23 protein-coding genes are annotated in these 20501 nt (G+C 66.1%); 16 read left to right on the top strand and 7 right to left on the bottom strand.

What is annotated here, in order from left to right:
- Positions 1–19 precede the first annotated feature (19 nt).
- The 11 genes from G154_RS22150 to G154_RS22100 all read left to right on the top strand — a co-directional run bounded on the left by G154_RS22150 (position 20) and on the right by G154_RS22100 (position 11432).
- Positions 20–1048, top strand: a complete 1029-nt coding sequence (locus G154_RS22150) for an isopenicillin N synthase family oxygenase (RefSeq protein WP_019514371.1) — start codon at positions 20–22, stop codon at positions 1046–1048.
- A 76-nt stretch (positions 1049–1124) separates the two neighbouring features.
- The gene (locus G154_RS22145; protein ID WP_023985495.1) at positions 1125–2615 is read left to right on the top strand and encodes a sodium:solute symporter; all 1491 of its coding nucleotides are present in this window, start codon (positions 1125–1127) and stop codon (positions 2613–2615) included.
- Positions 2616–2674: 59 nt separating this feature from the next.
- Positions 2675–3361 (top strand): TetR/AcrR family transcriptional regulator, encoded by a 687-nt coding sequence (locus G154_RS22140; RefSeq protein ID WP_031601401.1) that lies wholly within the window; start codon positions 2675–2677, stop codon positions 3359–3361.
- A gap of 124 nt (positions 3362–3485) precedes the next feature.
- Positions 3486–4310, top strand: coding sequence for a hypothetical protein (locus tag G154_RS22135; RefSeq protein WP_019514368.1), 825 nt, complete (start codon positions 3486–3488; stop codon positions 4308–4310).
- 43 nt (positions 4311–4353) lie between these two features.
- Entirely contained in the window at positions 4354–4758 is a 405-nt protein-coding gene (locus G154_RS22130) for a molybdopterin-binding protein (protein WP_019514367.1), read from the top strand.
- The gene (modA, locus tag G154_RS22125) at positions 4755–5510 is read left to right on the top strand and encodes a molybdate ABC transporter substrate-binding protein (protein ID WP_019514366.1); all 756 of its coding nucleotides are present in this window, start codon (positions 4755–4757) and stop codon (positions 5508–5510) included. Before G154_RS22130 ends, modA begins: the two co-directional genes overlap by 4 nt.
- Positions 5507–6319, top strand: coding sequence for an ABC transporter permease (locus tag G154_RS22120; RefSeq protein ID WP_019514365.1), 813 nt, complete (start codon positions 5507–5509; stop codon positions 6317–6319). Before modA ends, G154_RS22120 begins: the two co-directional genes overlap by 4 nt.
- Positions 6316–7401 (top strand): sulfate/molybdate ABC transporter ATP-binding protein, encoded by a 1086-nt coding sequence (locus G154_RS22115; protein ID WP_019514364.1) that lies wholly within the window; start codon positions 6316–6318, stop codon positions 7399–7401. The genes G154_RS22120 and G154_RS22115 overlap by 4 nt, the downstream gene beginning before the upstream one ends.
- A gap of 2 nt (positions 7402–7403) precedes the next feature.
- Positions 7404–9329, top strand: coding sequence for a potassium transporter Kup (locus tag G154_RS22110; RefSeq protein WP_019514363.1), 1926 nt, complete (start codon positions 7404–7406; stop codon positions 9327–9329).
- A gap of 187 nt (positions 9330–9516) precedes the next feature.
- Positions 9517–11115, top strand: a complete 1599-nt coding sequence (locus G154_RS22105) for an HNH endonuclease signature motif containing protein (protein WP_019514362.1) — start codon at positions 9517–9519, stop codon at positions 11113–11115.
- Positions 11116–11192: 77 nt separating this feature from the next.
- Positions 11193–11432, top strand: a complete 240-nt coding sequence (locus G154_RS22100) for a CsbD family protein (protein ID WP_023985493.1) — start codon at positions 11193–11195, stop codon at positions 11430–11432.
- A gap of 89 nt (positions 11433–11521) precedes the next feature.
- Here the strand turns inward: G154_RS22100 and G154_RS22095 are convergent, their stop codons facing one another.
- Positions 11522–12001 carry a hypothetical protein gene (locus tag G154_RS22095; protein ID WP_019514360.1) on the bottom strand — a complete coding sequence of 160 codons (480 nt, stop codon included), beginning with the start codon at positions 11999–12001 and terminating at the stop codon, positions 11522–11524.
- A gap of 323 nt (positions 12002–12324) precedes the next feature.
- Between G154_RS22095 and G154_RS22090 the strand changes: the two genes are divergently transcribed.
- Positions 12325–13185, top strand: a complete 861-nt coding sequence (locus tag G154_RS22090; RefSeq protein WP_019514359.1) for an SDR family oxidoreductase — start codon at positions 12325–12327, stop codon at positions 13183–13185.
- A 12-nt stretch (positions 13186–13197) separates the two neighbouring features.
- Here the strand turns inward: G154_RS22090 and G154_RS22085 are convergent, their stop codons facing one another.
- On the bottom strand, positions 13198–13575 hold the full coding sequence (locus G154_RS22085; protein ID WP_019514358.1) for an STAS domain-containing protein: 378 nt from the start codon (positions 13573–13575) through the stop codon (positions 13198–13200).
- Between the two features lie 187 nt (positions 13576–13762).
- Here G154_RS22085 and G154_RS22080 point away from each other — a divergent pair, with 187 nt between their 5' ends.
- Both G154_RS22080 and G154_RS26590 read left to right on the top strand, forming a co-directional pair.
- A complete protein-coding gene (locus G154_RS22080) occupies positions 13763–14947 on the top strand; it encodes a metallophosphoesterase (RefSeq protein WP_023985490.1) in 1185 nt (394 codons plus the stop codon).
- Between the two features lie 157 nt (positions 14948–15104).
- A complete protein-coding gene (locus tag G154_RS26590; RefSeq protein ID WP_023985489.1) occupies positions 15105–15254 on the top strand; it encodes a hypothetical protein in 150 nt (49 codons plus the stop codon).
- Here G154_RS26590 and G154_RS22075 read toward each other — a convergent pair.
- Positions 15227–16027: a hydroxypyruvate isomerase family protein gene (locus tag G154_RS22075; protein WP_045546504.1), complete on the bottom strand. Its 801-nt coding sequence runs from the start codon at positions 16025–16027 to the stop codon at positions 15227–15229. The two genes, G154_RS26590 and G154_RS22075, sit on opposite strands and share 28 nt — an antisense overlap.
- A gap of 31 nt (positions 16028–16058) precedes the next feature.
- Positions 16059–16769 (bottom strand): SDR family oxidoreductase, encoded by a 711-nt coding sequence (locus G154_RS22070; RefSeq protein ID WP_019514353.1) that lies wholly within the window; start codon positions 16767–16769, stop codon positions 16059–16061.
- A gap of 67 nt (positions 16770–16836) precedes the next feature.
- Here G154_RS22070 and G154_RS26865 point away from each other — a divergent pair, with 67 nt between their 5' ends.
- Positions 16837–16995, top strand: coding sequence for a hypothetical protein (locus G154_RS26865; protein ID WP_019514352.1), 159 nt, complete (start codon positions 16837–16839; stop codon positions 16993–16995).
- 20 nt (positions 16996–17015) lie between these two features.
- On the opposite strand, the gene G154_RS22065 is transcribed toward G154_RS26865, so the two are convergent.
- The 3 genes from G154_RS22065 to G154_RS25665 form a co-directional block, all read right to left on the bottom strand.
- A complete protein-coding gene (locus tag G154_RS22065; protein ID WP_131701312.1) occupies positions 17016–17216 on the bottom strand; it encodes a hypothetical protein in 201 nt (66 codons plus the stop codon).
- A gap of 48 nt (positions 17217–17264) precedes the next feature.
- Complete coding sequence (locus G154_RS22060; protein WP_023985487.1) at positions 17265–18275, bottom strand: YihY/virulence factor BrkB family protein; 1011 nt, start codon at positions 18273–18275, stop codon at positions 17265–17267.
- 75 nt (positions 18276–18350) lie between these two features.
- On the bottom strand, positions 18351–19442 hold the full coding sequence (locus tag G154_RS25665) for a GGDEF domain-containing protein (protein WP_019514349.1): 1092 nt from the start codon (positions 19440–19442) through the stop codon (positions 18351–18353).
- Between the two features lie 317 nt (positions 19443–19759).
- Between G154_RS25665 and G154_RS22050 the strand changes: the two genes are divergently transcribed.
- Positions 19760–20440, top strand: a complete 681-nt coding sequence (locus G154_RS22050) for a GAF and ANTAR domain-containing protein (RefSeq protein ID WP_023985485.1) — start codon at positions 19760–19762, stop codon at positions 20438–20440.
- The last annotated feature ends 61 nt before the right edge of the window (positions 20441–20501 follow it).

Here is a 20501-nt window from a genome sequence, read left to right as displayed (position 1 = left end):
CGAACCCCTGAGGAACGATATGACCGCCGATTTCACCGAGGTGCCGGTGCTCGACATCGCTGCCCTGCTCGACGAGGACCACCCCGATTACGCCCGGTCGGTCGCCGACCTGGGTGACGCCGCCCGACGGGTGGGGTTCGCCCAGATCATCGGTCACGGAATCAGTTCCGCACTGTTCGATGATCTGCTCACCGCCACCCGGACCTTCTTCGCCCTGCCCGAGCAGGAGAAGCTCAAGGTTCACATCGGCCACTCAAGCAATCATCGGGGGTATGTGCCGCCCGGTGAAGAGGTGTTCGCCGCGGGCACCGTCGATGCCAAGGAGGCCTTCGACCTGTCCGTCGATCTACCCGCCGACGACCCGCGCTATCTGGCAGGCCACCCGCTGTTGGGGCCCAACCAGTGGCCCGAGCTAGCCGGATTCCGAGAGGCCGTAACTGCCTGGTACAAGGCTGTTTTCGCGTTGTCACGTCGGCTACTGCGCGCCTTCGCGGTCGCACTGGGCGAGCCGGCAGATCGGTTCGACAGGCATGTCACCGCACCGCCGTCACAACTGCGGTTGATCCACTACCCGTTCGACCCGGCCGCGGCCGACCGGCCGGGTATCGGTGCGCACACCGATTACGAATGTTTCACGCTGCTCCGGCCGACGGCGCCCGGTCTGGAAGTTCTCAACGCCGCCGGAACGTGGATCGACGTGCCGCTGATCGACGATGCCTTCGTCATCAACATCGGTGACCTGCTGGAGATTTGGAGTAACGGGGAGTTCGTCGCCACGACCCACCGCGTCCGCAAGGTGGTCGAGGAGCGTTTCTCCTTTCCGCTGTTCGTCAACGTCGACGACGACACCGAAGTGGCCCCGCTACCGGCCCTCGCAGTCAACGGCAAACCCGCACGCACCCCGGTGATCGCCGGTGAGCACCTGTTCGCACAGACCGCCCAGAGCTTCCGCTATCTGCAGGAGCGGCTCGCCCGAGGGGAGGTGACACTGCCCGAGGGCGCCCATCCGCTGGCGACATTCGGCCGCAAGGCACTCACCAGCCACTGACCTACCTGCACCGCACCCGAAGCTGTCCCGGCAACGTCGCCGAACCACAAACCCCTACTCCCTCTTGGAGTTCGTCATGATCATTGCCGGCGTTGCCGTCTTCCTGCTCATCCTCACCGTCAGCGGTGTCATCTCCGCCCGACGTGTGCGCGGCGATTGTTCGAACTATCTGGTCGCCGGTCGGGCCCTGCCCGCGGTTCTGGTGACCGCCGTGCTCATCGCACAGCCCGTCGACTCCAACGCCACCATCGGCAATGCCGATCTTTCAGCGGCTTTCGGATTCTGGGCCGGCGCCGCACTACCCATCGGGCTGGCCATCTGTCTGCTGCTCATGGGGCTGTTCTTCGCCAAACGCATGCGCGCCGCCGATGTGGTGACACTGCCCGAGTACTTCCGTAACCGCTTCGGTCGCAGCACCGAGGTCGCGTCGTCATTTCTCACCATCGCCAGCTTCATCATCCTGCTCGCCGGAAATCTGGTCGCGGTCGGCTTCCTGCTGGAGCGCTTCCTCGGTGTCTCGTATGCCTACGCGATTCTCCTCACCATTCCGCTGGCGCTGCTGTACACCATCAGCGGAGGCATGTTCGCCTCGGTCTATACCGGTGTCGCGTGCGTCATCGTCAATGTCATCGGCGTTGCCGCACTGGTGACCTGGGTGGCCACCACGCACGGCTTCAGCGCTCCCGACGGAATGGGCGCCGGTGATCTCGCGCAGCTGACCTCCAGCGATTCCGGTGCGGTGATCAACTGGGCCACCATCATCGCGCTGGGCCTGGGCAATCTGGTGGCGATCGACCTGATGCAGCGCGTGTTCTCCGCCCGCACGCCGGGCGGTGCGCAGAAGGCATGCTTCGCCGCGGCCGCCGGACTGCTGATGCTCTGTATCCCACTGTCCTTCGTGGCGTTGGCCGCCGTGAGCATCGTGGGTGACGACGCCACGGACGGTCCGATCCTGTACACGCTGCTGGGTGGTTACGCACCGGCCTGGCTGGCGATCATCGTCATCTCAGGGTTGTTGGCCGCGACGTTGACCACCATCAGCGGAATTCTGCTGTCCACCGCAGCAGTGCTGATCCGCAACATCCTGCGCATCGATGCGGAGGCGATCACGATGACACCGCGGGTGCTGACCGCCACCCGCTGGGCCACCCTGCCCATGGCAGTACTGGCCGGCGTCGTCGCTCTGCGGGTACCGCAGACCGGCATCCTGCTGACGCTGGCCTTCGACCTGCTGCTGGCCAGCCTGGTGGTCCCGTTCATCCTCGGCCTGTACTGGTCGCGAGGGGGCGCCGCGGCGGCCTGGGCGGCCATCGTGGTCGGCATCGGTGTACGGATGACGTTCTTCGTGCTCACCCCGACCATCTACGGGGTCGACAACACGCTGTTCTACATTCCCAACGATATGGTGACGGCCACGGCCGATGGCTGGAGCACGTTGCTGGCCGGGGCTGCGTCGTTGGCGGCCTACCTGGTCGCGGCGTCGTTCACGACGGTCCGTACGACCGTGAACACCCTGCAGACCGAACCGGCACCCGCACCCGAGGTCTTGACGGCGGCAAGGTCCTGACGCGGGACACATCGGCGGTGGCGCACGTGTCGCGCCTGTCGGACTGGCAGGATCGACACGTGCGCACCACCGCAAGCGGTCGCCCCCGACTGGAGGGGCGCAAACGTCCCGGCCAGACCGCCAGGGACGAGGTGCTGGACGCGGCCGCCGAACTGTTCACCACCTCAGGGGTGGCCGCGACCTCGACGCGTCAGATCGCCGAGGCCGTCGGGATCCGGCAGGCCTCGCTGTATCACCACTTCCGCACCAAGAACGACATCCTGGCCGCACTGCTGAGCGGCACCGTGTTGTCATCGCTGCGGGCGGCCGAGCAGCTGCGTGACCGCAACGAGCAACCGGTGGTGTTGTTGCATGCGCTCAGCCTGCTGGACTGCCGCCTCCTGTGGGACAGCCCGTGGAACCTGGGCATCCTCTATCTGCTGCCCGAGGTGCGTGATCCGCGATTCGGCGAATTCCACCGGCAACGAACCGAATTGCGTCGCGCCTACCGGGAGCTGTCGACGCGGGTGATCGCCGATATCGAGCCGGCCGACGGTGCCCTGGATGTCAGCGCCGATGCCGATACTGTGTTCCGACTGGTCGAGAGCCTGCCGAACCTACGTGCCGACGGGTTGGGCGAGCCCGATCAGCCGAACCGGACCGCGGATCTGGCGGTGCACCTGCTGGGCTGGCGGGGTGACTGGGGCGGACTGCGGACCGCGTCGCAATTGGTGGCCGACGAGGTGGCGGCACCGGCCTCGCCGTAAACGCGTTGGCTTCGGCGGGATCATCGCGTTGAATGCGCGCATGCGCCCGATTGAGGATTGGCCATCACTGGCTCCTGAATACGATCTGGCGGACGCATTGTTCGGTGTACCAGGTCGCCGGCATGTGTCGGCGTGGCTCGCCGAGGAACTGGCCCGCACCCGCGACGAGGCCTTCGCCCGCTCGTTCTCCGACCATATCGATCTACCCGGGGTGTCCTCGTCGGACTACCTGCAGCGCGCGATCCGCACTGAGGGGGGTGACCTGTTGGGCGGGATCAGGTTTCGTGGACGAAACATCGACAGGCCGTTCATCGAGATCATTGCGCATACCTTCGATGACATCGACGACCTGGCGCGCTGCGTGGCGGCGGAATGGTCGGAGTTCGCGCCGAAGGCACTGCGATTGCGAACCCGGCCCGGAGCCCTCGACGGACCCGACATCGTCTTGGACCAGACCGTGCACGCCGCGCGGTGCAGGGATCTGGGTGAGCCGGACCACCGGATTGCGCTCGTTCCCTTCGCGCGCGCCGAGGACGCCGTCGAACTGGTACGCACCCGCTACCGCATGCTCAATCCCGCGCTGGCCCACAATGTGACGGCTGCCGATGCCGAGGATCTGCACGCCTGGCATGCTGCCGGGCACCTACACGCGATCACCGTCGCGGACATGGTGGTCGGAGTGTTCGCCGTACGACCGGGCCGCATCTATTGGATCCCCGGCGCCGAAATCCACGAGGAGGTGGTGGACGCCGATCATGCCGGCCACCATTACGCGAGCCACGCGCAGCGGAGGTGGGCCGCCGATATCAGCACCGATCGCGATGAACATCTGATCGGCACCATCGACGGGCTGAACATCGTCTCCCGCCGCACCGCGGAGGCGGCGGGCCGGCCGCGCATGCTCGACCTTGTCTTCGTCGCACTCACGGAGAACCGCAAAAGCGGTTGATCTATGCTCTTCTGACCGCATAATCGGATCAAGGAGGGCATCGGTGCCCGCAATTCGCATCAAGGACGCCGCCAAGCTGCTCGGCGTCAGCGATGACACCGTGCGCCGGTGGACCGACAGCGGCGCGCTGGCCTCACATAAAGACGACGCCGGACGAAAGGTCATCGCCGGCGACGTCCTGGCCGCGTTCGTCCGCGAACAGGCCTCCCCACCGGCGGACCCGACCGGAGCCAGCAGCTCCGCACGCAATCGCCTCGTCGGGCTCGTCACCAAGGTCACGGCCGACCGCGTGATGTGTGAAGTCGAAATGCAGTGCGGTCCGTTCACCGTGGTCTCACTCATGAGCACCACCTCGGCCGAACAGCTCGGGTTGCAGCCCGGCGCGCTGGCGGTCGCCGTCGTCAAGGCCACCAACGTCATCGTCGAAACTCCAGGAGGAACGTCGTGAAACCGCTAGCGGGACTGTTGGCCCTCACCCTCCTGCTCGCCGGATGCTCGTCATCGCAGAGCGATTCAGCACGGCCGGACGCACAGCTCACGGTGTTCGCCGCCGCATCGTTGAAGAAGACGTTCACCGAGCTGGGGGCCCGATTCGAAAAGGACCATCCCGGAACGACGGTCACCTTCAATTTCGCAGGCTCCTCCGATCTGGTCACCCAGATCACCCAGGGCGCGCCCGCCGATGTGTTCGCCTCCGCCGACACCGCCAATATGACCAAGGCAGTGGACGCCGACGCCGTCGCCGGAGAGCCGGTCAACTTCGCCGGCAACACCTTGACGATCGTCACGCCATTCGGCAATCCCAAGAAAATAGCGACTTTCGCCGATCTGGCGCGGCCGGGCACCCAGGTTGTGGTGTGCGCGCCCCAGGTCCCGTGCGGGGCGGCCACCGAGAAGGTCGAGAAGGCCACCGGCGTCAAGCTGGCACCGGTCAGTGAGGAATCCGCGGTGACCGATGTGTTGGGCAAGGTCACCTCCGGTCAGGCCGATGCCGGACTCGTGTACGTCACCGATGCGGCGAGCGCCGCGGACGACGTGACTGCGGTCCCGTTCCCCGAGTCCACCGACGCGGTGAACACCTATCCGATCACCGTGCTCAAGGAGGCCGCCAACTCACAAGCCGCACAAGACTTCGTCGACCTCGTGACGGGCCCGGCCGGACAGGACGTCCTCACCGCAGCGGGTTTTGCCACACCGTGACCGTCGCGCGCCGACCCAGCGGGCCGGTCCAGGTAGGTCTCCCCGTCTGGATCTACCTGCCCGCCGCGGCGGGCGCATTGTTCGTGATCACCCCGCTGGTCGCGATCCTGTCGAGAATTGACTGGCCGCACTTCATCCCTCTCATCACCTCCGAATCATCGCGCGCCGCACTGCTGTTGAGCCTCAAGACCGCGAGCGCCAGCACACTGGTCTGTGTGCTGCTCGGGGTACCGATGGCCCTGGCGCTGGCGCGCGGACACTTTCCCGGCCAAGCGATCCTGCGCTCGCTGGTATTGCTGCCGTTGGTGCTTCCGCCGGTGGTCGGCGGTATCGCACTGCTCTACACGTTCGGCCGTCAAGGACTGCTCGGCGAATACCTCGAACTGTGGGGTCTGCACATCGCGTTCTCCACCACCGCTGTCGTACTCGCGCAATCCTTTGTCTCGCTGCCGTTCCTGGTCGTCAGCCTGGAGGGCGCGCTGCGTTCGGCGGGCAACGGATATGAGCACATCGCGGCGACCCTGGGCGCCCGCCCTACCACCGTGCTGCGCACCGTGACATTGCCGCTGGTGCTGCCCGGCTTGATATCGGGCGCGGTGTTGGCCTTCGCACGCGCGCTCGGCGAGTTCGGGGCGACGCTGACCTTCGCGGGCTCGTTGCAGGGGGTGACCCGCACCCTGCCGTTGGAGATCTATCTGCAGCGCGAAACGGATCCCGATGCGGCCGTGGCACTGTCGCTGCTCCTGATCGTGGTCGCCGCAGTGATCGTGATCGCCTCGGGCACCCGCCGGCTGCGGGGCGCGCTATGAGCGCAGTGCGGGTCACGGCCGGCCAGAGGCGGCGCGGAATCGAGTTCGACGTGTCCCTCGCCGATGGCAAGGTGCTGGCCGTGCTGGGTCCCAACGGCGCCGGTAAGTCGACGCTGCTGCTGATGATCACCGGGCTGCTGCGCCCGGACAGTGGACGCATCGAGCTCGGTGACACCGTCCTCACCGACACCGCCGCCGGGATATTCGTCCCGCCGCATGCCCGAGGCATCGCCATGTTGTCCCAGCAGGCAATGCTGTTTCCGCATATGACGGCCGAAGCCAACGTCGCCTACGCCCCGCGCTGCCGGGGCTTGTCGCGCTCGGCCGCCCGAGAGCAGGCTCGGCACTGGTTGACGGCCGTCGACGCCATGGAGCTGGCAGCACGCAGGCCGGCGGAGCTGTCCGGCGGACAGGCTCAGCGCATCGCGGTCGCCCGGGCGCTGGCCGCCGAACCGCGGCTGCTGCTGCTCGACGAACCGATGGCCGCACTCGATGTCACCGCGGCGCCCGCAATGCGCCGGCTGCTGCGCGAGGTGCTGCGGGAAACCGGCCGCACGGCGATCATCGTCACGCACGATCTGCTCGACGCACTCGCCCTCGCCGATACCGTGGTCGTCATCGACGACGGCCATGTGGTGGAGAGCGGAAATGTCCGCCAGGTGCTGAGCGAACCGCGAAGTGATTTCGCCGCGCGCATCGCCGGGGTCAATCTGGTGTCGGGCGTCCTTTCCGAGCCTGGCATTCTGCGCACCGCATGGGGCCAGACCATCTCCGGTTTGGGCGATCTGGAGGTCGGGTCGGCCGGCGTCGCACTGTTCCGTCCCGCCGCGGTCGCGGTCCACTTGAGCGCGCCGCACGCCAGTCCGCGCAATATCGTCCAGGTGCAGATCGCCGAACTCGACATCCACGGGTGCACGGTACGGGTTCGCGGTGCCGAGCAACCCGACGGCGGCACGGGCCTGGCCGCCGATATCACCCCAGCCGCGGCCGCTGAGCTGGACCTGGAGGTCGGGCAGCGGGTGTACTTCGTCATGAAAACCCAGGAAGTGCAGCTTCATCCCGCGCTGGTACCGATGATGTAGGCATGCCAGACCAACCCGCACAGCCACAGCAGTCCGCGCCGCCGCTGCGGCTGGCGATCATCATCGGAGCGCTGGGCGTGGTGTTCGGCGATATCGGCACCAGTCCCATCTACACCTTGCAGACGGTCTTCAACCCCGCCGACCCGCACCCGGTGCCACTGACCGAGGCCAACGTGTACGGCGTTGTCTCCCTGATCTTCTGGTCGGTCATGACGATCGTCACGCTCACCTACGTGACCCTGGTGATGCGCGCCGACAACCACGGCGAGGGTGGCATCATGGCGCTGATCACGCTGCTGCGCCGCGGTGCGAGTACGCGCGGTCACCGGACCGCGATCGCGCTGGGCTTCCTCGGCCTGTTCGGGGCCGCACTGTTCTTCGGCGATTCGATGATCACGCCGGCAATATCGGTGCTGTCGGCGGTGGAGGGTCTCAAGACCGTCGAACCCGGTCTCAAGGATTGGGTTGTCCCGATCACCGCGGTGATCATCGTTGCGCTGTTCAGCGCGCAACGCCAGGGTACGGCGGCGGTCGGGCGATTCTTCGGTCCGGTGATGATCGTCTGGTTCGTCGCGATCGGCGCGTGCGGCGTCCTCGGCATCGCCGGCAACCCGGGGATTCTGGCCGCGCTGTCGCCGACGTATGCCATCGCGTTCATGGGCGGACACTTCCACATCGCGTTTTTTGCGCTTGCCGCGATCGTGCTGGCGGTCACCGGCGCCGAGGCGCTCTACGCCGATATGGGGCACTTCGGACGGCGTGCGATCGTCATCGGATGGCTGGGCCTGGTGTTGCCGGCCTGCACGCTGAACTACGTCGGGCAGGGTGCGCTGTTGTTGCGCGATGACAATGTGCACAGCGCACCGTTCTTCCTGCTGGCCCCGGAGTGGGCGCGGCTGCCGCTGGTCCTGTTGGCCACGGCGGCCACCGTGATCGCCTCGCAGGCGGTGATCACCGGCGCGTTCTCCGTGGTGTCCCAGGCCGTCCAGCTCGGCTATCTGCCGCGCCTGCGCATCACACACACTTCGGCCAACGCGATCGGGCAGATCTACGTCCCGTGGATCAACTGGGTACTGATGATGTCGGTACTCACCCTCGTCTTCGCCTTCCGGTCCTCGGCAGCGCTGGCCTACGCGTTCGGTATGGCGGTCAGCGGGACGATCACGATCACCACATTGTTGTTCCTCTACTACGCCCGACAGGAGTGGAGGTGGCCGCTGTGGGCGCTGGTGGCGGGCGGCGGCGCACTGCTGCTCGTGGATCTGATGTTCTTGGCGGCCAACCTCACCAAGCTGGTCCACGGCGCCTGGCTGCCGCTGGTCATCGCGATCTGCGCCTTCATCGTGATGACGACCTGGCAGCGCGGACGACATCTGGTGACCGCAGCCCGGCACGAGATCGAGGGACCGCTACGGCCCTTCATCGACGAACTGGCCGACCGACAACCGCCGCTGGTACGCGTTCCCGGCACCGCGGTGTTTCTGAATCGGTCCGATGACACCACTCCGCTGGCTATGCGCACCAACGTCGAGCACAACCACGTCCTGCACGAACATGCGGTGATCGTGGCCGTCGAGACCGTCCCGGTCCCCCGCTTACCCGACGACAAGCGCATCTCCGTGGACTCCCTGGGCTACCGCGATGACGGGATCGTGCACGTCACGGTCTATGTCGGCTACATGGAACGCCCCGACGTCCCGGCCGCCCTGCGAATGTTGCCCAGCGAGATCACCGAAGGAGGTGTCGATCTGGACAGGGCGTCTTACTTCCTGTCACACCTGGAGCTGGTGCCGGGCGACAGTCCAGACATGACCGGTTGGCGCAAAAGGCTTTTCGTCGCCACGTCGTTCCTCACAGCCGATGCGGCCGGCTACTTCCACCTGCCGCCAGACCGAACGATATTGGTCGGGTCACGATTGGATGTCTGATTGCCACCCCGCGTGTGATCCGTGTCACAAAGAGGTTAGTATCGTCGCACGCCTCGGGTACTGAGGCGGCAACGATCTTTACGGAGCGGGTGCTCCAGGCCCACGGAACGGCCCCGGTGTGTTTCCCGGGGCCGTTCCAATGTTTCGGCGGCCGATCTTGTCGGGGCCCCGAAGTAGACTCGCCCATATGTTCGAAAGATCGGGGTTGTCGGAGCTGAGCGATGGGGAGCTCATCGCCGAGGTCACCGATGCCACCCGTGCCGAAGCGGCTGCGGCGGCCCGGCGGCTGGCCGCGATCGCCGAGGTCACCGCACGGCACTGCGAGGACGAAGACGAGTCATCGGCGTTGAAGCTCATCGACGGATGGGCCCACGCGAAGGCCGAGATCAGCGCGGCCTGCAATCTCGGGCCGCGCGCCGCCAGCACCCAGATGCGCATCGGGATGGCCTTGCGTGACAGGCTGCCCCGTACTGCGGAGGTGTTCGCGCGGGGGTTGGTGTCGGCCAAGGTGATCAATGCGATCACCTGGCGCACCCACCTCGTCACCGACGAGGACGCGTTGGCGTTGATCGATGCCGGGATCGCCGGCACCGCCCACCAATACGGCGCCTTATCGGAGAACGCGCTGATCGCCGCGGTCGACTTCTGGGTCCATAAGTTCGACCCGATCGCGGTCATCCGGGCCAAGGCCGCGGCCAAAGACCGCTACATCGACTTCGGCGATAGCGATGACCCCGACGGTGTCGTCTCGTTCTGGGGACGCATGCGCACCACCGACGCCGCGATCAGCCAAGCGCGGCTCAACGACCTCGCCCACGGTGTCTGCGATGCCGATCCGCGGACCGTGGCCGAACGCCGCGCCGATGCCCTGGCGGCAGTCCTGGCCGGAGCCGACACCTTGACCTGCCTGTGCGGTAACCCTGAGTGCGCTGGGTCGGGGAAGGATCCTCGGGCCGGAGCGGTGACCATCTACGTGCTCACCGGACAAGAACCCGACAGCGGGAACGGGGCGACGCCAGCCTCGGGGCCCGCGCCGTCGACCGGACCCGTGCACGGCACGCCCGAGGCCGGTGAGGACCAGGCACAGCCGGTGGCCGAGCCGGCGGCTGAGGAGCCCGCCGCGCACGATGGCAGCGCCGCCCAGCGCCCCGCCGCACCGGCCGCCAGCACTCGACCTGGGTTGGGCGCCGGGATCACCCTGGACGGGGCGATCATCCCCGCCCACCTGCTGGCCGAGCTCATCGCGACCGGTGCAAAAGTCCGGTCCCTGAACAGTGCCACCGAGCTGGGTTCCGAACCCCGCTACCGACCCTCGACAGCGCTCGCGGCTTTTGTCCGCATGACATCGATGACGTGCTGCTTCCCCGGCTGCGGAAAGCCCGCCCAGCGCTGCGACCTCGACCACCTCACCCCGTGGCCGGCCGGAGCCACCCACCCGGGCAACCTACGACCGCTGTGCCGAGAACACCACCTACTCAAAACCCTGAAAACCGGCTGGACCCCCAAAGCCCACCCCGACGGCACCACCGAATGGACCGCCCCGAACGGGCACACCTACACAACGATGCCGCTCGCACCGATCCTGTTCCCGCACAACACCATCGACACCCCGATACCGAGAACGCGACACATCAGCCTCATCGATCACCCCGGCCGCGAACCCGACATCCCACGACGCCAACGCACCCGAAAACACGACCGCGACTACCGCATCAACGCCGAACGCACCCGCAACGCCACCGAAATGGCGATCGACCTCAAAAGTGACGCACATCACAATTTGTAATGATCCGAAATGCGACGGGTACTAACACCGCAGCGAACATCGCCCTCGCGAATATCGCCCAGTAGAAAGGAATCGCCATGGCTGACAGCGGACCCGAAAATGCCGTGAGTGGTGTCGTCGAAGACGTCAAGGGCAAGGTGAAGGAAGTCGCCGGGATCGTCTCCGGCAATGACGGACTTCGCGAAGAGGGACGGGCCCAACAGGACAAGGCCGAGGCAGAGCGCAACGTCGCCAAGAAGGAAGCGCAGGCCGACGCCGCCCGCGCCGCCGCCAGCGCCGCCGAGGCACGGCAGAAGAGCGCCGAGAGCGCCAAGTAACCCGTTTCCGCAAGAACAAGGCAGCATCAAGCAAAACAATGGGCCCCGCAGCGCCGCGGGGCCCATTGTGCTGTCCGGGAATGGTGGGATCAGTTACCGGTGCTCAGCGCCGCCATCGAGACAGCGGGAGCCGGCACATGCCAATATTCCGCCTCCGCACGGACCGCGGCGTCGACGTCGGCCACGATCTGCCGCGCCCTGTCGCAGTTGACGTCCAACCACAACTCCACCGGCCCACCACTGAGCATGATCCGCCTGACCATGGACCCGCATGCCAGCAGCACCGCCGACCTGGCCACCAGCTTTTGCGCGGAGCCGGCCCAGTCCTGATCGTCCACCCGGGTGTGTAACCCGATGACCTTGACCTTCGGATCTCCGAGCATCAGCGGGGCATCATCGTCGAGGTACACATAGTGATTGCGCCCTGCACACGTCGCGAGCCGTGTGAGCTGCGCACCGGTGGTGACGACGAACCGGGAGACTCCCAGATCATCGGCACGACGCAGCGTCGCGGGCGCGGCAGGGCACCGGAAGATGACCTGTCGCGACCGAATCCCGTTTGACCGCACAAGGTCAAGGTCCCGGTCATCACATGCCGTCACCGATATACCGTGCGAACGAACCCAATTCGCTGTCCGGCGATCGCGCAGCGCAGCGGCCGGAACGCTGTGACCGGCATTGCGCGGAACCGAAGGTGGGAGGGGGTCGTCGATCGCGGCGTCTACAGCTGATGTCATGTCCCATGCCTACGCCTGCCGCGACGCCAGTGACATCGTTCATACGCAGCGCTGACGCCGACACCTGCCGATCTTTACGGATTGCTGACGCGTTCACAGTTTCGCGGCAGGACGTCGGGGTATCTCGTCGGCTCATACCCCGAGCGAAGGACGATATGGCCGCCCATTCCGACCCAGCACCGCATGGCGTCATCCCCTACCCGGGTCGCACGGACGAGATGGACCGCGCACCCCGCGACGAGATGGCCGACTATGTCGGCCGCGATCTGCTCGCCGGCAAGCGCGCTCTGATCACAGGTGGCGACTCGGGGATCGGCCGCGCCGTCGCAGCGGCATTCGCCAAGGAAGGGGCCGATGTCGCGATTTCCTATCTCGACGAGGACGCTGACGCCGCACACACCGTCGGGCTCGTCGAGGCGCAGAGACGCCGCGCCGTGGCACTCCCAGGAGATCTGGCCGACCCGGCACACTGTCGCCGGGTCGTGCAGGAGTCGGTGTCTGCACTGGGAGGCCTGGACATCCTGGTCAACAACGCCGCCTACCAATCACCGGTCGACGACCTCACCGAGCTTTCCGACGAGCAGTGGCGCCGCACCTTCGCCGTGAACATCGACAGCTTCTTCTACGTCACCAAGGCCGCGCTGCCGCATCTGACGCCTGGCGGGTCGATCATCAACACCGGGTCCATCAACGGGTTGCGCGGAAACAAGACGCTGATCGACTATTCGGCGACCAAAGGTGCAGTCATCGCCCTGACCTACTCGCTGTCCCAGGCGCTCAGCGACCGCGGAATTCGGGTGAATTGCGTTGCGCCGGGGCCGGTGTGGACCCCGCTGATCCCCGCCACGATGGATGCCGAGAAGACGGAGTCCTTTGGTGAGCAGACCCCCATGGGCCGGGCAGCGGAGCCCGACGAGATTGCACCGTCGTATGTCTTCTTCGCCGCCGGACGACTGTCGTCGTACTACAGCGGTGAGGTGCTGGCACCCATCGGCGGAGAGACACTGCCGGGCTGAGCCGCCCGCCGATCAGATCGAACTGGCCAGCGGGTCCGGGTTGGCAGCCGCAGCGAGGGCGGTGTCGCGGGTGCTGTGCAGTGTCACCTGGCTGTCGACGCCGATCAGCGTCATGGGCCGCCGGGTCTTGGGGCCATCGGCGACCACCAGGAATTTCACCCGGCCACCCAGCCTGCCGTTGGCACGGATCAGCACATTCATGCCGCGAGCGGCCAGAAAGTCGAGTTCGGTCAGGTCGACGACGATCGCGTCGGGCCCGCACTTGAGGACCTCATCGATCTGTCGTTCGAGCACTGCGGCGGTTGTGATGTCGAGATCGCCGACACAATTCATGATCACCGTCGAGTCCAACCAGGTGGTTTTGACGATGATAGAGCCTGGATCAGTCATGATGCCTCGCAGACCAATACTTGGTAGGGCGCGATGACTCAAAGGCTGACTCTTAACCTCCGAGCAAAAAGCCGGATGTGATCAGCCTACGCGCCCCGCCTGATCATGGACAGCGCGTTCGACATCATGCCTGGTCGCCCGTGCTCGGTACCGTCGTTTCCAAACCCACCAGCGCGATCGAGGTGCCATGACCGATAACCCAGCCGAAATCGTCGAAGAAGCCGGCCATGCCCCTGCGCGGGAGTCGCGGCACTGGCGCCGGTTCGCAGTGGTATCGCTGGTGGTCGGACTCCTTTTCGGCGTCCCCTGGTGGACGCTGGTGGTCGCCGGCGGTTGGCCGATGCCGGTCACGGTGGCGGCAACGCTGGTTTTCGCGGCCGCACTGGTGGCGCTGCCGGTGCTGATATTCACCGGGCACGGAAAACACCGTGACGTTCCGTCCGCGATCGGGGACGTGCTGCTCGGCATGGTCTGGGTGGTGTTCGTCTGGTCGGTTCTCGGCAACATCGCGCGGCTGCCGCTCATCGGCTTGGGAGTCGATGAGCCGCTGCGGTCTCGCCTGATCGCCGTCGCGGTCATCGTGGTGGCGACCGTATTGCTGGGCTGGGGCCACTACGAAGCGATGCGGATCCCGCGGGTTCGCCGGGTCCCGGTCCGGATACCGCGGTTGGGTCCCGGCCTCGACGGCTTGCGGGTGGCGATCATCACCGACACCCACTACGGCCCCATCAACCGGTCGCGCTGGTCTGCCGCGGTGGTGGAAAGGGTCAACGAGCTCGATGCGGACATCGTCTGCCACGTCGGTGACATCGCCGACGGCACGGTCGAGATGCGCCGCGAGCAGGCCGCGCCGTTGGCAAAGATCACCGCTGCGACGCGCACATACGTGACCGGCAACCACGAGTACTTCAGTGAGGCTCAGGAGTGGCTGGATTACCTGGAATCCATCGGGTGGAGTTCCCTGCACAATCGGCACGTGACCGTGCAGCGCGGTGGTGACACGTTGGTGGTGGCCGGGATCGACGATGCCACGGCGGCCGGCTCTGGTGTCAGCGGTCACGGCCAGGATCTCGCCGCGGCGCTGGACGGAGCCGAAGACGGCGCACCCATCCTGCTGCTGGCACATCAGCCCAAGCAGATCCGCCATGCGGTGGCCGCCGGGGTGGATCTGCAGATATCCGGCCACACCCACGGTGGCCAGATCTGGCCCTTCAACTACCTGGTGCGACTCGAGCAACCCGTCGTGCAGGGACTGAGCACACATGGCGAGCGGACCCAGCTCTACACCAGCCGTGGCACGGGTTACTGGGGCCCGCCGTTCCGGATCTTCGCGCCCAGCGAGATCACCCTGCTGACACTGAGCACCGCCTGACCAGTGTGCGTTGTAGTCAAACTCACACGTCGAAACTTGCTTTACACAGAATTAACACCGACGATCGAGGTGTTGTTCATATCGGGTGATCCCCGCTGTGACAACGGATTTGAAACGCAAGCTCTGTGACCCAGGGCACTTTGAGGGAGTGAGAAGAATGTCGTTCGCGAAGTTTCGTGCTGATATGAAGCGGGCCAACAACCGGCGCCGTCTCTACGCGCGAATCAACGCCATGCCCCATTCGACGGTGCGCGAAGAGCTGATCGCTGTCGCGCAGCGTTACGAATTCGACCGCGCCGCCGACTGATCCCAGGGGCTGCCGCCGCGCCGATCTCTGGGTAACCACCCGAATGGGTCGGGCGCGGTCGGTCGGTACTCGAGACTGACATGCCCGCGGTAGCCGCGGGCGAAAAGCTGCGCGAGAAGACCGTCGAAGTCGATCGTCCCGGTGCCGGGCTCAGCCCGGCCCGGGTCGTCGGCAATCTGGACGTGGCCGATCCGATCGCCGAACGTCGCTATGGCAGCCGCGATATCGTCACCGTTGACACCGAGGTGATAGAGGTCGGCGAGCAATCGCATGGCCGGTGTGCCCACCCTGTCGATCACCGCGACCGCGTGCGCTGCCGTGCGCAACGGATACGCCTCGATGCCGCTGAGCGGTTCGATCAGAATGACCGCGCCGATGCGCTCGGCCATTTCTGCCACGTGGGCCAGGTTCTCCGCCGCCATTTCGTCCTGCGCCGCGGCGCTGATATCGGGTCGCCGATTCCCATAGAGGGCGTTCAGAGCGCCGACACCCAGCTGCTCGGCGATACCGAATGCGATATCGGCGTTGTCGCGGAACACGTTTCGACGATCCGGAATCGACGCGAGCCCGCGCTCCCCCGCCGTCATGTCACCGCCGGCGAGGTTCAGCGCGGCCAACTGCACACCGGCATCCTGGATAGCACGGACGAATGCCTGCACCTCGGCGTCCGTCGGCACCGCCAACTCGAACGGCCACCAGAACTCGACAGCGTCGAACCCGGCCTCTCGGGCGGCCTGTGGTCGTCGCAACAACGGCACGTCGGCGAACAACATCGAGCAGTTGACGACATAGCGGGACGGCACGTCAACCACGCCCGACGTACTTCATCCCGCGGGCCATGACGGTGATGGTCGGCACCGACACGTCGACCGGCAGGCCCACGATATGGGTGATCATCTCGGCCACGTGCGCCACGTCGATGGATGCCTCGGCGAATCCGGCGGTCATCTCGGTGGCGGCATTGCCGATGTCGATCTGCGTGACATCGATATCGACATCCCGGAGATCGAGCAGCATGGACGCCGTCAACCCGCTGATCGCATGCTTGGTGACGGCGTAGGCCACGCTGTCGGGCCGCGGCCGGTGCGCCGCGAGGGACCCGTTGTTGATGATGCGCCCGCCGCGCGGCGCCTGCGCGATCATCGTCCGTGCCGCGGCACGTGCACAGAACACCGCACCGTCGACATTGGTGCGCCACACGGTGTGCCACTGCTCGTCATCGATATCGGTGATCGACGCGCGCGGGCCGAAAACACCGGCGTTGTTGAACAGCACATCGACCCGCCCGAATTGATCGACGGCCTGCGCGAACAACGCATCCACGGAATCGGGATCGGCGACATCGGTGGCTACGACGAGCGCATCCGGACTGCCCTGCGCGGCCTCGACCAGCCTCTCGGTATGCCGGCCCGCCAGGACGACCCGATGGCCCGCGCCGAGCAGGGAGCGTGCGCACGCTCGCCCGATGCCGCTGCCGGCCCCCGTGATCACGATGGTCTTCGCGTCCTGCTGCATGGGCTCGATTGTCCTTTACCGCCCGCTCCGGGGATTGACCGACCGGCGCCGCGGGCATCCCCCGACCATGAGCGATCACCCCGACAAGACCGATACCGACCCCGGCAGCGAGACCGACGAAGTTCCGCCGCCTGGCCCGACCGACCAGGGCCGTACCGGTGGCATGGCGACACGCGAGGTCGCCCCGGACGTCGTCGAGAAACACCGGGGCGAGTCACTCGATTGAATGGTCCGCTCGCGGGCAGCTCAGTAGGCGCCGGTGATTGGCTGCGGCACCGAAACCGGTTGTGGCGCAGCACGTCGACGGGCCGCGGTGAGCACCGTCGCCCCGGCGGCGATTCCGCCGAGAATGAGGGTGGGCCACCACAGGGCCTGTGCGATCACGATCCTGCGTTGCACCTTGAGTCCGAACCGAGTCGCGGACTTCGCCTTACCGGTGGCACTCACAAACATGCTCCCATCTGGAGAGGGGTTGGTCGGCAAACGCCCGACCGCTCAATGACTGGCTCCGGCCATACCCTCACCGTCGCGCCGGGAAACCTCCTCATCGACGGGTACCTCGTCGAAGCTGACGTCCACTCGCTGAAAACCCTTGGCCTGCTGCGCCTCCGCCTGCCCGGAATACATGCGCCGGTCCGCCGCGGTCAGCTCGACATTGTCGGTGAACGGGGTCAGCAGTGCTCGGGGATGTAGTCGGTCGACCCGGACCGCATTGATCTGGGCGCATATCAACAGCGATGTGGAGACCAGGTACAGAAAGGCCAACAGGCCGAGGACAATGGCGAACACACTGTTGGTGACACTGGCCGAACCGACGACATGGGTGACGTAGGAGGCTCCGAACCACTGCAGGACCTGCCACAGGCACGCGCCGATCAGCGCACCCGGCAACACCTGCCGCACCGTCAGTTCGCGCACCGTCGTGACGCGGAACGCGATGACGCAGACCGCGGTGTTGAGGGCCAGCGAGGCGACGACCACCGCGCTCGTGCCGAGGAAACCCAGATCTTCCCAGCTGCGGCCCACCGCGGTGAGGACCGTGGTGGCGATGAGCGCCGATCCGAGCACAAGCAGCAGCATCAGGCTGCGCAGCCGGGCCCTGATCGGGTCGGGCCGCACATAGCGCGGCACCGCCCAGATGGTGTCCATCGCGTTCTGCAGCGCGGTACCGGCGCCCAGGCCGCCGTAGAGGGCGCCGATGATGCCGACGACGACGGCCGTGGTGCCGCCGCTGAGTGCATTGGGTTCGCTCATCTGGTCCCCCAGCAGCGGAAACTGGCTGATGGCGGAGTCGACGATCTGATCACGCCACTGCGGCCGATCGCGCAGGACGACCCCGAGTGCCGTGGTGAGCAGCATCAGGACCGGGAAGAGCGAGACGAAGGTGTAATAGGTGATCAGCGCGGCCAGATAATTGGCCTGGTCATCGACATACTTGTAGACCACCGCGATCGCGAATCCGGCAGCGCGGCTGCGCTGTTGCACACGGTCCAGCCAACCCAGCATCGCGATCCTCCCCACCACGCGACCCGCTGCCGCGGCTCAGGAGTACCCGCTCACCGCCCCATCCTCACCTGCGGTTCATCCGACTGCGATCTGAACTCGGTCACCGCCGGCGCGCTTGGCGCTGTACATCGCCCGGTCGGCGGCATCGAGAAGCTGTTCGGTGAGCGCGATGGTGTCGACGGGTGCGCCGTGCTGGAGCGCGGCGCCTGCAATGCCGATGCTGACGGTGAAGCGGGCCGGAGCCCGATGGAACTGGCCGCACAGCCGCTCGGCCACCACCACCGCATCATCGATGGGTCCGATCGCCACGATCGCGAACTCCTCACCGCCGACGCGCGCGATCACCGCATGGTCGGCACAGTTCATGCGCATCAACCGGGACAGCGTCACCAGCACGCCGTCCCCGGTGGCATGTCCATGGGTGTCGTTGATCGCCTTGAAATTGTCGATATCGAGCATCGTCAGGGAAATCTGGAGGCGACCGCCGTCTGCCGCGGTCCCCACGAGCTGGCCGACCGATCGCAACAGACCGCGCCGATTCGCCAGTCCCGTCAACGGATCGATATCGGAGTCGACGGCCGCGTCGCTGAGCAGTTGCAACAACAGGCGCAGGGTGATCGGCACCACCGTCACCGCGGTCAGCCGCAGCAGACCGTCGGCCAATCCTTCATAGAGGTCGCCCGCCAGCGCCTCTGAAACGATACGCAGGACGATCGGCACCGTGGCCAACCCCAACACGATCGTCAGATGCGGCAGCGTGTGTAGGCCGGCCACATACGTGGCGGTGAGCGCGAACGCCAGCGTCCCGGTGACGGGACTGTCGTCGAGTACATACAGCACGCACGTGAGGGCGATGCTGGCGTTCAGGACGATGACTATGAACCTTGACTGCTGGTAGGTGGGCCACCCGGCAAACCACCACCAGCCGAGCAAGATTGCCAGCACACCGCACAATATGGTCACGATGCGGATGACGGGCGATACAACGCCCTGGTCGCTGAATGCCATCAGTACCGGCCACGCCCCGATGGCGACGCAGGACGCCCCGACGCCCAATCGGGCGAGCCGTCCATAGCCACTGTCCTGCACCAGCTCGACGAGCCAGTCATAGCGGCCGGGTTGTCGCCACCATCGTCCGAACGTGGCGACCGCACCGGCATCGCCCACAGCAGACTCTCCCCTCTGCCGGCCCAGGTGGTACGGCAGCCCTGCCGCCATTGGACCACGACGGGGCCGCCAGTTTGGCCGAATGCTGTCCGCGCTCCGCCGAAACACCTTGGCCGCGGAGCGATGAGGGCGGGAACGATCTGAGCGCAACGGTGAGACTCTGGTCCCGCTGACTTCTTAACGCGGCTGCCGACCAAACCCGAGCCCACCTCGTGCCGAGATCACGCAGCCTGTCATCACCGACACTGAGGTCGCGTTACCCGCACACGGGTGGGACCAAACTGTACCTGGACGCCGCACCCTTCTAGGGTGGCGGAATGACGTTTGACTCCCATGGCGACCTGGCCCATCGGATGGCCGAGCTGGCCCGTGCCGTCGCTCTGCAGAGTGTCGAGGACGTGCTGCGCGATGTCACGTCAGCGGCCATCGAGTTGATCCCGGAGGCCGACACCGCGGGAATCCTGCTGATCGGCAAGAACTCGACCTACGAGTCGCTGGCAACCACCAGCGACCTGCCCAACAAGCTCGACGAGCTACAGGTCACCTTCGGCGAGGGACCCTGCATGCAGGCGGCGCTGGATGACATCGTGGTGCGCACCGACGACTTCCGCGACGAGCCACGCTGGCCGAAGTATTCACCGGCGGCCCTGCAGTACGGCGTGCGCAGCGGCCTGTCCTTCAAGCTATACACCGCCAACCGCACGGCGGGAGCACTGAATCTCTTCAGCTTTCACCCCAACGTCTGGACCGCCCGCGCCGAGACCACGGGCATGGTGTTGGCCGCCCATGCCGCCGCGGCAATCCTTTCAAGCCGCCAGAGTGAGGAGCTCGAGTCGGCGGTCGCCAGCCGCGACCGCATCGGGCAGGCCAAGGGGATCATCATGGAACGCTTCAAGGTCGATGACGTGCAGGCTTTTTCCTTGCTGCGCAAGCTGTCCCAGGACAGCAATATCAAACTGGCCGACGTCGCCGAGCAAGTGATCAACACGCGCGGCTGACCGGTGGACACCCCTCGGTGATCAGATCGGAGATCGGAGCGCGGTCTTGCCAACCGCGTGG

The organism is Mycobacterium sp. VKM Ac-1816D (assembly GCF_000416385.1).
GTDB lineage: Bacteria > Actinomycetota > Actinomycetes > Mycobacteriales > Mycobacteriaceae > Mycobacterium > Mycobacterium neoaurum_A.
The sequence above is the reverse complement of the archived record's forward strand: the minus strand, read 5'-3'. Positions and strand labels throughout refer to the sequence as shown.

Bases quoted from the DNA above. Each gene is read 5' to 3' on its own strand.
- G154_RS22150 (WP_019514371.1), top strand. From the start codon at position 20: ATGACCGCCGATTTCACCGAGGTGCCGGTGCTCGACATCGCTGCCCTG.
- G154_RS22145 (WP_023985495.1), top strand. From the start codon at position 1,125: ATGATCATTGCCGGCGTTGCCGTCTTCCTGCTCATCCTCACCGTCAGC.
- G154_RS22115 (WP_019514364.1), top strand. From the start codon at position 6,316: ATGAGCGCAGTGCGGGTCACGGCCGGCCAGAGGCGGCGCGGAATCGAG.
- G154_RS22110 (WP_019514363.1), top strand. From the start codon at position 7,404: ATGCCAGACCAACCCGCACAGCCACAGCAGTCCGCGCCGCCGCTGCGG.
- G154_RS22105 (WP_019514362.1), top strand. From the start codon at position 9,517: ATGTTCGAAAGATCGGGGTTGTCGGAGCTGAGCGATGGGGAGCTCATC.
- G154_RS22100 (WP_023985493.1), top strand. From the start codon at position 11,193: ATGGCTGACAGCGGACCCGAAAATGCCGTGAGTGGTGTCGTCGAAGAC.
- G154_RS22090 (WP_019514359.1), top strand. From the start codon at position 12,325: ATGGCCGCCCATTCCGACCCAGCACCGCATGGCGTCATCCCCTACCCG.
- G154_RS22085 (WP_019514358.1), bottom strand. From the start codon at position 13,575: ATGACTGATCCAGGCTCTATCATCGTCAAAACCACCTGGTTGGACTCG.
- G154_RS22080 (WP_023985490.1), top strand. From the start codon at position 13,763: ATGACCGATAACCCAGCCGAAATCGTCGAAGAAGCCGGCCATGCCCCT.
- G154_RS26590 (WP_023985489.1), top strand. From the start codon at position 15,105: ATGTCGTTCGCGAAGTTTCGTGCTGATATGAAGCGGGCCAACAACCGG.
- G154_RS22075 (WP_045546504.1), bottom strand. From the start codon at position 16,027: ATGTTGTTCGCCGACGTGCCGTTGTTGCGACGACCACAGGCCGCCCGA.
- G154_RS22070 (WP_019514353.1), bottom strand. From the start codon at position 16,769: ATGCAGCAGGACGCGAAGACCATCGTGATCACGGGGGCCGGCAGCGGC.
- G154_RS26865 (WP_019514352.1), top strand. From the start codon at position 16,837: ATGAGCGATCACCCCGACAAGACCGATACCGACCCCGGCAGCGAGACC.
- G154_RS22060 (WP_023985487.1), bottom strand. From the start codon at position 18,275: ATGCTGGGTTGGCTGGACCGTGTGCAACAGCGCAGCCGCGCTGCCGGA.
- G154_RS22050 (WP_023985485.1), top strand. From the start codon at position 19,760: ATGACGTTTGACTCCCATGGCGACCTGGCCCATCGGATGGCCGAGCTG.